The organism is Caulobacter sp. AP07, from assembly GCF_000281955.1.
Classification (GTDB): Bacteria; Pseudomonadota; Alphaproteobacteria; order Caulobacterales; family Caulobacteraceae; genus Caulobacter.
In genome coordinates this window covers 1-12,233 of sequence record NZ_AKKF01000245.1, presented here as the reverse complement: position 1 = coordinate 12,233, position 12,233 = coordinate 1, and the positions used below count along the sequence as shown (strand labels likewise).

General features: G+C 69.0%; 7 protein-coding genes. 4 read left to right on the top strand and 3 right to left on the bottom strand.

The genetic code is table 11. The features are described from left to right. Positions 1-80: 80 nt before the first annotated feature. Positions 81-2,156, bottom strand: coding sequence for an alpha-glucuronidase family glycosyl hydrolase (locus tag PMI01_RS22080; protein ID WP_369744214.1), 2,076 nt, complete (start codon positions 2,154-2,156; stop codon positions 81-83). Positions 2,157-2,418: 262 nt separating this feature from the next. On the opposite strand from PMI01_RS22080, the gene manD reads away from it, so the two are divergent. The 3 genes from manD (at position 2,419) to PMI01_RS22065 (ending at position 5,430) form a co-directional block, all read left to right on the top strand. Continuing rightward, positions 2,419-3,630: a D-mannonate dehydratase ManD gene (gene manD / locus PMI01_RS22075; protein ID WP_007674448.1), complete on the top strand. Its 1,212-nt coding sequence runs from the start codon at positions 2,419-2,421 to the stop codon at positions 3,628-3,630. Between the two features lie 140 nt (positions 3,631-3,770). Next, positions 3,771-4,523, top strand: coding sequence for a FadR/GntR family transcriptional regulator (locus tag PMI01_RS22070; RefSeq protein WP_007674447.1), 753 nt, complete (start codon positions 3,771-3,773; stop codon positions 4,521-4,523). Positions 4,524-4,620: 97 nt separating this feature from the next. Beyond that, positions 4,621-5,430 (top strand): hypothetical protein, encoded by an 810-nt coding sequence (locus PMI01_RS22065; protein ID WP_007674446.1) that lies wholly within the window; start codon positions 4,621-4,623, stop codon positions 5,428-5,430. On the opposite strand, the gene PMI01_RS22060 is transcribed toward PMI01_RS22065, so the two are convergent. Together PMI01_RS22060 and PMI01_RS22055 are read right to left on the bottom strand one after the other, a co-directional pair. After that, positions 5,427-8,255, bottom strand: coding sequence for a glycosyl hydrolase 115 family protein (locus PMI01_RS22060; RefSeq protein WP_007674445.1), 2,829 nt, complete (start codon positions 8,253-8,255; stop codon positions 5,427-5,429). The genes PMI01_RS22065 and PMI01_RS22060 overlap by 4 nt on opposite strands. Before the next feature lie 97 nt (positions 8,256-8,352). After that, positions 8,353-10,758 (bottom strand): glycoside hydrolase family 3 N-terminal domain-containing protein, encoded by a 2,406-nt coding sequence (locus tag PMI01_RS22055; RefSeq protein ID WP_007674444.1) that lies wholly within the window; start codon positions 10,756-10,758, stop codon positions 8,353-8,355. 158 nt (positions 10,759-10,916) lie between these two features. Here PMI01_RS22055 and PMI01_RS22050 point away from each other — a divergent pair, with 158 nt between their 5' ends. After that, entirely contained in the window at positions 10,917-12,194 is a 1,278-nt protein-coding gene (locus PMI01_RS22050) for an SGNH/GDSL hydrolase family protein (protein ID WP_007674442.1), read from the top strand. The last annotated feature ends 39 nt before the right edge of the window (positions 12,195-12,233 follow it).

Sequence of the window (12,233 nt, the reverse complement as noted above, 5' to 3'; positions counted from 1 at the left end):
CCGGATCAAGGACCCCAAACCCCCCCCCCACCGGCCTTCGGCCGCCTCCCCCACAGGGGGAGGACCTTGGAGTCCAGCCCTCAAATCCCCGGAGCGTAGGGGAAGCTCAGGCCCTCATAGTACTCCAACGAATGAGCCGGCGCCGCCTCCCCGGCCGGCAGCGGGCGCTTCGAGAACGACTGGAAATAGGCGATCGAGGCGTCGCGCCACCACTGGGCCTCGGTCTTCTGGATGCCCAGGAAGTCGGCCACCTGGGCATGGCGCTCGGGATCGACATAGGGCGACAGGCCCGCCCAGGTCTCGCCCATGCCGTCCACCGTGGCCACGCCGCGCGAATAGTGGGCGACCAGGCCGTCCCACAGGCTCGCGCCCGACTTCAGGCGGTAGTCCCAGGACAGATGGTGGAACCACAGCAGGTCCTTCTCATCGACCGTCTTGAGGTCCGAGAACCGCTTGGCCACCACGGGGGCGTACTGGGCCACGGCGTTGCTGCCGGTGGCGGTGCGGTCGAAGCCGATCCCGTCGGGGCCGGCCTTGGCGTAATAGACGCTGGTCCAGTCGGCGCGCGGCCCGCCTGTCACCCACGGACCCGGGCCATAGTGGTGACTGCGGCCCATCTGGTGGTGCAGGCCCAGCGGGGTCATGTAGTCCACCGCCGCCTCGCGCGAGCCCATCATCATCGCCACCACCGGCGCGACGAAGCGCGGGTCGGTCGAGAAGGTCATCTTCGCCCAGTCGGCGGCGATCTCGCGGGTCGAGTCCTCGGGGTCCCAGGCCAGGCGCCCGAAGACGTACCAGTTGGCCTGGTCGAACTGCGAGCCGCTCCAGTTGCGGTCGGCGCCGATGTTGGCCACGCCCGCCATCAGGGTCAGGCGGTGGCCGTTCAGCGCCCCGTCCACCACCTTGGCCACGGTCGAACCGGGCCCTCTGGCGTAGGTGTCGGCTTTCAAAGTCTCCTCGTAGAGCGGGCCCAGATAGACCAGGTGGGTGGCGAAACCGAGATATTCCTTGGTGATCTGGAACTCCATGCCCAGCGCCGTCCTGGGCATGGCCCCGAACAGCGGGTGGAACGGCTCGCGCGGCTGGAAGTCGATCGCCCCGTTCTTGACCTGGACGATGACGTTGTCGCGGAACTGGCCGTCGAACGGCTTGAACTCGCTATAGCCCTGCTTGGCGCGATCGTCGGGCTGCTCGTGCGAATAGACGAAGGCCCGCCACATCACGATCCCGCCGTGCGGCCCCACCGCGTCGGCCAGCATGTTGGCTCCGTCCACATGGGTGCGGCCATAGTCCTGCGGACCCGGCTGGCCTTCGGAATTGGCCTTGACCAGGAAGCCGCCGAAGTCGGGGATGGCCTTGTAGATCTCGTCGGCCTTGGCCTTCCAGAAGGCGCGCACCGCCGGGTCGGTCGGGTCGGCGGTCTTCAGCCCGCCGATCTCGATCGGGGCCGAGAACCGGGCCGAAAGATAGACCTTGATCCCGTAGGGCCGGAACACGTCGGCCAGGGCGGCGGCCTTGGCGATATAGGGCGCGGTCAGGCTGTCGGCCTTGGCGTTGACGTTGTTGAGCACCGTGCCGTTGACGCCGATCGAGGCGTTGGCGCGGGCGTAGTCGACATAGCGGGGGTCCTTGTAGTCGGGCAGCTTCCACCAGTCCCACAGGGAGGCGCCGGCATAGCCGCGCTCGACCGTTCCATCCAGGTTGTCCCAGTGGTTCAGCAGGCGATGATTGACCTTCGGGGCCGACAGGATGTCGAGCTTGTCGACGCCCTGCCCTGTCTGGACCAGGCGCAGATAGTGGAAGACGCCGTACAGCACGCCGACGTCGCTATTGGCTGCGATCACCGTGGTCTTGCCGACAGTTCGAATGAGGAAACCCTCCTCCCCCGCCCCCTTCAGCGGCAGGTCCAGGGCGGCGACAGCGGGAGAGCCCGAGGGCGTGCCCAGCAGGATCGTCGCGCCGCCGTCGCCGGCCGGGGCCGCGCCCAGCAGGCCCGACAGGCCGCGTTCCAGCTCGGCGCGCGCGACCTTCAGGGTCGGGGTGTCGGCGCTGGGAGCGATGGTGCGCGGCGCCGGGCGTTGGGCCGCCGCCAGCGGCCGGTAGCGCAGCCACAGGTCATAGCCGTCCTCGGCCCGGACCTCCGACGCCACGGACATCAGGCAGGCGGCCACGCAGAGGCCTCGGATCAAGCTCATGAAACGCATATTTTCTCCCTGGCGACCCTAGACCGTTCGGCGCGAGGCGCGCGACGAGCCTTAATTGTGATACCGCTACCTTTCAGTACACGCCCCGGGATCAAAGGTCGAGACACCGCGACATCATTGGTCTGACCAATGGGTTGACAACCCACCTCCGTGGTTTAGATCGATACCGCTACCATCCAGCTGCCTGCTTCAACTGGATTCATGAAAGCGTCCAATGCCCAAGATCACCGCCGCCCGCGTCATCGTCACCTCTCCGGGGCGCAACTTCGTCACCCTGAAGATCGAAACGACCGACGGCGTGCACGGCGTGGGCGACGCGACGCTGAACGGCCGCGAACTGGCGGTGGCCAGCTACCTGACCGATCACGTCGTCCCCATGCTGATCGGCCGCGACGCCCACCAGATCGAGGACATCTGGCAGTACCTCTACAAGGGCGCCTACTGGCGTCGCGGTCCGGTGACCATGGCCGCCATCGCCGCGGTCGACATGGCGCTGTGGGACATCAAGGGCAAGATGGCCGGCCTGCCGCTCTACCAGCTGCTGGGCGGGGCCTGCCGCACCGGGGTGATGGTGTACGGCCACGCCAACGGCGCCACCATCGAGGAGACCCTCGACAACGCCGCCGTCTATGCCGAGAACGGCTACAAGGCCATCCGCCTGCAGTCGGGCGTGCCGGGCCTGAAGAGCGTCTACGGCGTCTCCAAGGACCGGTTCTTCTACGAACCCGCCGACGGCGACCTGCCGACCGAAAGCCTGTGGTCCACCGAGAAATACCTGCGCTCGGTCGCCCCGCTGTTCGAGGCCGCCCGCGACAGGCTGGGCTGGGACGTCCACCTGCTGCACGACGTCCACCATCGCCTGACGCCCATCGAGGCCGGCCGACTGGGCAAGGACCTGGAGCCCTATCGCCCGTTCTGGATGGAGGACGCCGTCCCCGCCGAGAACCAGGCCAGCTTCCGGATCATCCGCCAGCACACCACCACCCCCCTGGCGGTGGGCGAAATCTTCAACTCGGTCTGGGACTGCAAGCAGCTGATCGAGGAGCAGCTGATCGACTACATCCGCGCCACGGTCGTTCATGCGGGCGGGATCACCCACCTGCGCAAGATCGCCAGTTTCGCCGACCTGCACCACGTGCGCACCGGCTGCCACGGCGCCACCGACCTGTCGCCGGTGTGCATGGCCGCCGCCCTGCACTTCGACCTGTCGATTCCCAATTTCGGCATCCAGGAATACATGCGCCACACCGAGGCGACCGACGCGGTCTTCCCGCACGCCTACAGTTTCCACGACGGCATGCTGCACCCGGGCGAGGCCGTCGGCCTGGGCGTGGACATCGATGAGGCCCAGGCGGCCAAGTATCCGTACAAGCGCGCTTACCTGCCCATCGCCCGTCGCGAGGACGGTTCGATGCACGATTGGTGAGGCCGTCGCGGCGCCGTTCCCAGGCAATCTCCAAGCTTTGGGAGACCGGCGCCAAAAATAGCCCGCGTCGGCCAGGTCGGCTATGCTAACGCGAGTCTGAAAGGCGGTTTCGGCCGCCGCCGGGAAGTTGACGAAAACACATGGCCGAGAACGTCAAACTCTATCGCAGAATCGCTGACTCGATCGCCGAGGCCATCGAGAGCGGCCAGTACAAGCTTGGCGACCGGCTGCCGACCGAACGCGAACTGGCCGAGCAATACGGCGTCAGCCGCCCCACCCTGCGCGAGGCGATGATCGCCCTGGAAATGCTGGGCATGATCGAGGCCCGCCACGGCCTGGGCATCTATGTCACCGGCAATGTCCGCCCCGTCGCCACGACCAACGCCGAGCCGACCTCCGAAATCGGGGCCTTCGAACTGATCGAGGCCCGCCGGCTGTTCGAGGGCGAGGCCGCGGCCCTGGCCGCCACCGCCATCAGCGACGAGCAGATCCTCGAGCTGGAGGCGTTGATGGAGCGCATGGCCCGCGAGGAGGAGATCCAGGGCGAGGACGCCGACCGTGAGTTCCACATGGTCATCGCCCGCGCCTCCGGAAATGGGGCGATCATCGCCACCATCGAGAACCTCTGGGAGTGGCGCAATCGCTCGCCCCTGGCCCGCAACATCCTGACCCGGGCCCGCGGCATGGGGCTGGAGCCGCGCATCGTCGAGCACCGCCGGGTGTTCGAGGCCCTCAAGGCCCGCGACCCCGCCGCCGCCCGCCAGGCGATGCGCGACCACCTGGAGCGGGTGATCGACCATCTGCTGCACGCCACCGAGACCGAGGCGGTGCAACGCGCCAAGCAGGAGACCAGCGCCCGTCGCTCGGCGATCGCCAAGCGGGTGGCGATCTAGGAGCCGTCGACGCGCGTGCGCCCACCCGCCGCCACAACGAGCGCGTGCAACGCAGTGGCATCTGGGTTAGCCTCCCCTCGCTGACCGGGGGGTTGCCATGGCCGAAGCCGTCATGACCGCGCGCACGAAGGGCGTCAGCTCTCGGCGGTTCTATGTCTGGATGGCGGCGGCCTGCTTCGCCATCGCGGTCCTGGGCTTCATGCCCACCTATTTCGTCCCGATCGTGCACGGCCAGTTCAACGCGCCGCCGATCGTCCACATCCACGGGGCCGTCCTGTTCTCGTGGGTCGCCTTCTTCTTCATGCAGACCTGGCTGGTGGCCAGCGGACGCACGCTGGACCACCGCACCTGGGGCGTGCTGGGCGTCTCCATCGCCACCGCGATGGTGTTCATCGTCACCGCCGTCGTCTCCATGCGCATCGCCCAGGCCTCGCTGCCCGGACAACCCGCCGGCCTGGCCCACGACGTGCGGGCCTTCGCCTGGGTGAGCATGGGCGGGCTGGTGTTCATCGTGCCGGTGTTCGTCCTGGCCATCGTCAACATCCGCCGGTCCGAGATCCACAAGCGGCTGATGCTGCTGATGACCATTTCGATGCTCCCCGCCCCGATCGCCCGATGGTTCATGGTCCTGCTGGCGCCGCCGATCGATCCCAACGCGCCACCGCCGCCGGTCGGCCTGCCCGTGGTCATCGTGCCGCCGGTGTTCGTCTCCATCGCGCCGTCGCTGGTCGCCGACCTGCTGGTGATCGCGGCGATCGTCTACGACTGGCGCACGCGCGGCCGGCCGCATCCGGTCTATCTGATCGGCGGCGCGATCCTGCTGTTGATCCAGATGACCGCCGTGCCGGTGTCCGGCTCGCCGGCCTGGCAGGCGATCGCCGCCGCCCTGGGGCGTCTGGCGGGCTAGCGCCGCGTCCCTTCCACCGGCCCGAGATAGCTCTCCGGCAAGTCTCCTCGCGAGATCACCAGCCGCTCGAACACCACGCCCGGATCGACCCGCCATAGCCGCAGGCGGTGCGCGCCGGCCTTGGCCGCTGTCAGGCGCACCTGCTGAACGCGGGCGTTGTCGGCGACGGCCTTGTCCCAGGTCTTCTGGGTTTCGCCGGCGTGCAGGTTGACGACCACCGGCGGTGCGTCGTCCAGCGAGACGGCGTAGCGCAGGCCCGCCTGGCCCCGGAAGTCGAGGCTGGGGGCGACGACGACCCGCAGGTCGAAGTCGCCGGCCTGGGCCAGGTCGACGGCGTACTCCAGATAGGGCCCCTGCCCCGGCGCGCTGGACGGCGCGGTTGAGGGATAGGCCGTGACGCCCGACAGCGCGCGGCCCAGGGCCGGAATCGTCGTCCAGGCGACGCCGTCGCTCGAAACGGCCCGGGCGTGGTGCTCGGCCTCGATGGCCAGCGGGCCGCCGGCCTCGACGAAAGCGCCCTTGGCGATCCTGCGCGGCGCGTTGTCGACCACGGCGTTGACCGTGACCGTCTTGCCGTCGGCGTCCGCGACGGTGACCGGCACGCGGCGCTCACCGACGGGCGCGGCCTTCCAGTCGACCGAGACCTCCAACCGCGTGTCGCCGTTGGCGGCGGCTGGACCGGGCGTGACCTTCAACCAGGGCTCGGCGGCGCGGGCGGAGAAGACCTGGGGCGCGACCCCGCGATTGAACACGTCGATCCAGCGGCCGGCGACGCCGTCGCGGGCCAGGGGCGGCAGGTCAGCCGCGGTATCGACCACGGCTTCGCGTCCCTCGATCGCCACGCCGAAGCCCGACGTCGCCGCGACCGCCCTGGTCGCCGGAATGACGTTGGTCGGCGGTTGCTGCCAGGAGGCGTAGCCGATGTGGGTCTGGCTCATCATCTTGCGCCATTTGCCGCCGGCCAGGTCCTCGTCGTACTGGCGCGTCAGCTCGGCGTCGCGATTGAACAGCGCCTTGACCTTGGCCGCCTGGTCATTGGCCGCCGCCCGGCCCTGCTGGGCGTAGAGCGCGTTGCGACCGGCGGCGATGTAGAGCCGGGTGTGGTTGGCGCTGGCCATTACAGGATACCAGACCAACTGGAAGAAGGCGTCGTCCTGGTCCCTGGGCAGCACCTTGCGCAGGGCGTCGGCCCGCCGCTCCAGGTCGGCCCATTCGGCCTCCACCCGTTCGGCCTCGCGAAAATTGACCAGACTGAAGGTCGAGCCGTCGATCAGCTCAGGCTTCCGGCGCGCGTTGAGCCGGGTGTAGCCGGTCAGCAGAGCGGCGATCTCGTCCGCGTGCTCAGGCCCGAACTGCGCCGCCGCCCAGTCGCGGGTGTAGGCCGACATCCTCGCCACCGGCATGGCGTCCGGGTCCCAGGCGTAGTCGAGGAAGAACTCGATCGGCAGCTCCATCGGCTTGAGGTCGCCGACATTGGCGATCCACAGCCGGTCGGCCCCGTAGTCCTTGGCCAGCTTCATCTGCTCCCAGGTGCGCTCGACCTGGTTGGTGTTCAGCCACTTGTAGTTCCGGGGACCGCCCACATAGTCGAAGTGATAGTAGACGCCGTAGCCGCCAGGCCGCGTCTTGCCTGGTTCCGGAAGCCGCCGGATGTCGCCCCAGTTGTCGTCGGAAAACAGCAGCGTGACGTCATCGGGCACGCGCATGCCGGCGTCGTAATAGTCCTGCACCTCCTTGTAGAGGGCCCAGACCTGCGGGGTCTTGGACGGATCCTTGCCCGTCACCTCGCCGATGATCCTGCGCTGGTCGGCGACGATCTTCTCCAGCAGCGCCGTGGCCGTGCCCTCGCTCATCGGCTCGTCGCCGTCGCCGCGCATGCCGACAGTGACCAGGCTTTCGTTCGAGCCCATCCGCTCGACGCCCTTGCGCCAGAAGTCCCGCAACGCCTTGGAGTTCTTCGAATAGTCCCAGGCCCCCTGGCCATAGCGGTCCCACTCGACATGGGCGCGGCCCAGCGGCTCATGGTGGGAGGTGCCGAGCACGACGCCATATTCGTCGGCCAGGGGCGCGCTCAGCGGGTCGTCGTCATAGATCGCCTTGCCCCACATGGCCGGCCACAGGAAGTTGCCCTTCATGCGCAGCGTCAGCTCGTAGACCTTGGCGTAGAAGGCGCTGTTGACCCCGCCGAACGTCGCCTTGGCCCAGCCCGACAGGGCCGGGTCCTCGTCGTTGAGGAAGATCCCCCGGTACTTCACCGCCGGCTTCTGGACGCGCCGGCCGGACGCGACGTAGACCTCGGCCTTGACCGGGACCGACACGTCGGCCCACCAGGTCCAGGGCGACACCCCCGCCCGCTCGATCAGGTCGTAGGCCCCGAAGATCGTGCCCCGCTTGTCGGCGCCGGCGATCACCAGGGCCCGGGCGACGCCGGGGCGCGGATTGTCGACCACCTGCTGGACGAAGGCCTCCCACTGGCCGGTCACGCCGCTGACGTCCAGCTTGCCCGAGGCGATCAGGGCGTCGATGGCGTCGCTCCTGCCGATCGTGCCGATGATCACCAGCGGCGCATCCCTGGCCGGCTGGGCGTCCGTCGAGAGCCTGGCGAGGTCGGTGCGGACATCCGCCACCGCACGGAGCACGCCGGGCCAGTCGGCGACGTCGGTCTCGATGCGGGCAGAGCGGTTACCCGTGACCAGTGGGAAGGCGCCGACGGTCGGGGTCGCGGCGATGGCGGCGGGCTCGGCGGCTTGGACGGGCGTCGCCAAGGCCACGCCGGTCGCCAGGAGGGCGGCCAGGGTCAGGGCGGCGATGGCGGTGCGGATCATGCTGGCTTCCCCTTTTGGCGAGCCTTTCGGGCTTCTCCGCGCACGGAACGGGGACAGGCACATGTGCCTGTCCCCGGCCGCGACACCGGTCCCTCGCCTATGCTGTAACGGTCAGCGTCGCCGGCTTCAGATCCGCCGAGTTCGGTCCAGCCAGGAGCGTGAACCTGCCGGGCTCCACCACGCGCTTCATCTCCAGGTTCCACAGCGACAGATCCAGCGGCGAGACCTCGAACGTCACCGTCGTCTTCGCCCCGGGGGCCAGGGTCACACGCCTGAAATGCTTGAGCTCCAGCACCGGCCGGGTAACCGAAGCCGCCTCGTCGTGGATGTAGAGCTGCACCACCTCGTCGCCGGCGACCTTGCCGGTGTTGGTGACGTCAATCTCGACCTTGACACTCTCGCCCGAGCCGATGGCCTCCTTGGCCGGACGCGGGGCCGAGACCTCGAAGGTGGTATAGGAAAGCCCGAAACCGAACGAATAGAGCGGCGTCGTCACGTCGAACAGATAGCCCCGCCGGGCCGTGGGCTTGCGGTTGTAATAGATCGGCAGTTGGCCGACGTCGCGGGCGATGCTGACCGGCAGCTTGCCGCCGGGGTTGGCGCGACCGAACAGGATGTCGGCGGCGGCGTTGCCGGTCTCCTGGCCCAGATACCAGCCTTCGACCAGGGCGTCGGCGCGCTCGGCCAACAGGTTGACCGACAGCGGCCGGCCGTTGAGCAGGAAAACCACGGTGGGCTTGCCCAGGTCGAAGATCGCCTTGGCCAGGTCGTTCTGCTGGCCGACCAGGTCGAGGCTGTCGCGGTCGCCCAGGTGGTTGTCGGCCCAGGCTTCGCGGCTGGTCTGCTCGTTGTCGCCCAGCACCATGACGACGACGTCGGCCTGCCTGGCGACCTCGACCGCCTCGGCGATCAGCTTGGCGTTGACGGCCGGATCGACCAGCTTGACCGCGTCGCCCGACCACGAGCGGCTCTCGGTGATCCGCACGGCCTCGGCGTAGTCCAGCTGGAACTTGCCCTTGGCCTCGGCCTGCAGCCCCTCGAGGATCGAGACCACGTGGCGCGGCACGTCGCTGTAGCCACCGATCGGCGTGTCGCGGGCATGCGTGCCCAGCAGGGCCATGCGCTTGATCTTGCCGGCGTCGAGCGGCAGCAGGCCCTTGTCGTTCTTCAACAGCACGACGGCCTTGCGGGCGGCTTCGCGGGCCAGGGCGACGGCGTCCGGCGTGGCGGTCCTGGCGTCGGCCGTCTTCTCGTCGGCGTAGGGGTTCTCGAACAGGCCGCCCTCGAACTTGAGGCGCAGCACGCGCTCGACGGCCTGGTCGACGGCGGCCTGCGGGATGCGGCCGGACGTCACCAGTTGCGGCAGCAGGACGTAGGCCTCGCCGTCGGGCAGTTCGACATCGACCCCGGCGTTCATCGCCATCACGGCGGTGTCGGCCAGTTTGTCGGTCAGCTTGTGGCGCTCGATCAGCTCCTTGACGGCGAAATAGTCGCTCATCGTCGCGCCCTTGAAGCCCCACTCTTCGCGCAGGACCTCCGTCAGCAGCCAACGGTTGGCGTGCGACGGCACCCCGTCGATCTCGTTGTAGGACGGCATCACCGAGCGGACCGGCAGCTCCTTCACCGCCCGTTCGAACGGCGGGAAGAAGTTCTCGCGCAGGGTGCGTTCGGCGATCTGGGCCGGGCCGACATTGGTGCCGTTCTCGGGCTGGCCGTGGCCGGTCATGTGCTTGAGGGTGACGAACACCTTGTCCTTGGCCAACGGCAGGGTCTTGCCCTGGAAGCCGCGGATCGCCGCCAGGCCGATCTCGGCGCATAGGTGCGGGTCCTCGCCATAGGTCTCCTCGATGCGGCCCCAGCGCGGGTCGCGGGCCACGTCGACCACTGGGGCCAAGGCGATGTTCGAGCCCCGGGCCCGCATCTCGCGGGCGGCGACGGCGAAGCTCTTCTCGACCAGCTCCGGATCGAAGGTCGAGGCCAGGGCGATGGCTTGCGGGAAGCTGGTGGCGTCGCGGGCCACGTAGCCGTGCAGGGCCTCGTCGTGCATCAGCATCGGGATGCCCAGGCGGGTTTGCTCCATCGCCCACTTCTGGGCGGCGTTGGTGTAGCGCGCGGTCTCGCGGGCGTTGCGCCCCACGGCGTCGGCCTCGGCGCCGGCCGCAGCGCCCACCACGGTCGGCGGCTTGACGCCGCGCCGGTCGGTCGGTCGCGAGACCTGGCCCAGGCCGTTGGGGAAGTTCTTGCTGGCGTTGGCGGGCGAGAATTCGCCGTCAGGGGTCTGGATCTGGGCCTTGGTCAGCCAGATGCCGATCAGCTGAGCCGCCTTCTCCTCCAGGGTCATGCGCGAAAGCAGATCGCGGACCCGCAGTTCCACCGGCTGGGCCGGATCCTTGTAGAGCGGCTTGCCGGCGGTCGCGGCGCGGGCAAGCGGAGCCGAGGCGGCGGCCAGGGCCGCGAGGCTGACGCCCAGGCCGCGACGAGTGATGGCGATGCGATTGTTCATCCTGGATTTCCCCGCTCTGGATGGACCGCGAAACGGTCTCTTGCGGCCTGACGCCGACGTTGCCAGACACTATGGAATGCGAGGTCTGACCACTCAAGCATTTTATGGTACCGGTCTCATTAAGAAGGCCAACTGGAATCAGACCCGCGGAGGAAGACATGAAACGACGCATCGGCGACCTGGTCGGGTGGATGGTCGCACTGGCGCTGCTGGCGGCGACGCCGGCGCCGGCAGCGCCTGTCGTTTCCCCTCCGCCCCCCACCTGGGTCGGGTCGTGGGCGTCGGCCCAGCAGATACCGGAGCCCCGCAACGCCCTGCCGGACCAGGACCTGACGGACGTGACGCTGCGCCAGGTCGTGCGCCTGAGCGTCGGCGGCGACGCCTTCCGCGTTCGGCTCTCCAACGCCTTCGGCGTCGCCCCCCTGCGTCTGGCGGCGGTGCATGTCGCGCGCGCGATCGCGCCGGGTTCGGCCCAGATCGATCCCGCCACCGACAAGGCGCTCACCTTCTCCGGCCACGCCGAGGTGACCATCCCGGCCGGCGCCGATTATCTGTCCGACCCGGTCGACGTCGCGGTCCCGCCGCGCTCGGACCTGGCGATCAGCATTCGCTTCGAGGCGCCCCCCGCCCAGCAGACCAGCCACCCTGGATCTCGCGCCACCTCGTGGATCGCGCGCGGCGACCAGGTCGCCGCGACGGACCTGCCGGGCGCCAAGACCGTCCAGCACTGGTACCAGCTGTCCGGCGTGGACGTCGCCCGCCCGTCCGGCGCGTCGATCGTCACGCTCGGCGATTCGATCACCGACGGTAATGGCACGACCACCAACGGCAACAACCGCTGGACCGACGGACTGGCCTCCCGGCTGCAAGCCGATCCGCGCACGCGGGGGATTGGCGTCCTGAACCTCGGGATCGGCGGCAATCGCCTGCTCCTGGACGGCCTGGGTCCGAACGCCCTGGCGCGTTTCGATCGCGACGTCCTGGCCCAGACCGCGGTCAGGCACCTGATCGTGCTCGAGGGCGTCAACGACCTGGGGACGCTGACGCGCGACCAGCCCGTTTCGCCGCAAGCGCACGCGGACCTGGTGGCCCGGATCATCGCGGCCTACGAGCAGATCGTGCTGCGCGCCCGGCAACACGGCGTCAGGGTCTATGGCGCGACCATCCTGCCGTATGGCCAATCGGGCTATTACCACCCCGACGCCCAGAACGAGCAGGACCGGCAGGCGGTCAACGCCTGGATCCGCGCGCCGGGGCATTTCGACGCGGTGATCGACTTCGACAAGGTGATGCGCGACCCGGCGCGCCCCGAGCAACTGCTGGCCGCCTACGACTCCGGCGACCACCTGCACCCGTCTCCCGCCGGCTACGCGGCCATGGCCGGAGCGATCGAGCTGGAGCTGTTCACGCCAAGGCCGACCCAGGCCAGGCGCTGATCACACCCGGTCGCCCCAGCCGGCCCATCAAGCCAAAAC

Coding starts and splice junctions, on each gene's coding strand:
- PMI01_RS22080 (WP_369744214.1), bottom strand. CDS start 2,156: ATGTCCGTGGCGTCGGAGGTCCGGGCCGAGGACGGCTATGACCTGTGG.
- manD (WP_007674448.1), top strand. CDS start 2,419: ATGCCCAAGATCACCGCCGCCCGCGTCATCGTCACCTCTCCGGGGCGC.
- PMI01_RS22070 (WP_007674447.1), top strand. CDS start 3,771: ATGGCCGAGAACGTCAAACTCTATCGCAGAATCGCTGACTCGATCGCC.
- PMI01_RS22065 (WP_007674446.1), top strand. CDS start 4,621: ATGGCCGAAGCCGTCATGACCGCGCGCACGAAGGGCGTCAGCTCTCGG.
- PMI01_RS22060 (WP_007674445.1), bottom strand. CDS start 8,255: ATGATCCGCACCGCCATCGCCGCCCTGACCCTGGCCGCCCTCCTGGCG.
- PMI01_RS22055 (WP_007674444.1), bottom strand. CDS start 10,758: ATGAACAATCGCATCGCCATCACTCGTCGCGGCCTGGGCGTCAGCCTC.
- PMI01_RS22050 (WP_007674442.1), top strand. CDS start 10,917: ATGAAACGACGCATCGGCGACCTGGTCGGGTGGATGGTCGCACTGGCG.